General features: G+C 67.9%; 1 protein-coding gene. It reads left to right on the forward strand.

The genetic code is table 11. The features are described from left to right. Nucleotides 1-42 precede the first annotated feature (42 nt). Nucleotides 43-938, forward strand: a protein-coding gene (locus tag ACFHWY_RS28660; protein ID WP_416583351.1) for an IS5 family transposase whose coding sequence is annotated in 2 segments (ribosomal slippage) — nucleotides 43-399 and nucleotides 402-938 — 894 coding nt in all. Because the reading frame shifts where the segments join, the coding sequence is not laid out codon by codon here. Nucleotides 939-957 lie beyond the last annotated feature (19 nt).

The following is a 957-nucleotide window of genomic DNA, read 5'->3' on the forward strand; positions in this document are numbered from 1 at the left end:
TAGGGCGTGTCTCCTGGATCTTGGGGTGCGGTTCGGCTATCCATGTTTGTCGTGAGTGGGCGGTTCGAGCTGACCGATGTCGAGTACGCGCGGATCGCGCCGTTGCTGCCGGCGATGACACGGCAGCGTGGTGGGCGGTGGCGTGATCACCGGCAGGTGATCAACGGGATCGTGTTCCGGGTGCGGACCGGGGTGCCGTGGCGGGACGTCCCGGCACGGTACGGGCCGTGGAAGACGCTGTACAAGCGGTTCACCCGTTGGCAGGAGGACGGGACCTGGGCGCGGATCGAGGCGATGCTGCACACCGAGGCGGACGCGGTCGGGGATCTGGACTGGCACGGCAACGCCGATTCCACGATCGTGCGTGCCCATCAGCATGCCGCGGGCGCTCGTAAAGAGGGCTGAGCAGCAGTGACGCAGCGCGACGGGAAGGACTCGGCAAGTCGCGTGGCGGGTGGACCACGAAGATCCACACGATCGGTGACGGGCGCGGCCGGAACCTGACCAGCCACCTCACCCCGGGCCAGGACTCCGATACCCGCCAGTTGGTGCGACTGCTCGACGACGTGGCCGTGGCCCGCCCGGGCGGAATCGGTCGTCCCCGCAAACGCCTAGATTCCCTCTCGGCGGACAAGGCGTACAGCTCGCGCGGCAACCGCCGTTCGCTGCGGGCCCGGCGCATCCCGCACGACATCCCCGAGAAGGACGATCAGAAAGCCAACCGGACGCGGAAAGGGTCACGCGGTGGCCGTCCACCCACGTTCCGCCCGCACCGCTACCGGCAGCGCAACACCATCGAACGGCTGATGAACCGGCGTAAGCAGTTCCGCGCCGTGGCCACCAGGTACGACAAGCTCACCTGCCGCTACCGCGCCACCGTGCAGATCGCCGACATCCTCATCTGGCTACGCGCGAAACCGGACCGCCCCAAACCATGATCCAGGAGACACGGCCTAG

It is taken from the genome of Micromonospora sp. LOL_024 (assembly GCF_048060415.1).
GTDB lineage: Bacteria > Actinomycetota > Actinomycetes > Mycobacteriales > Micromonosporaceae > Micromonospora.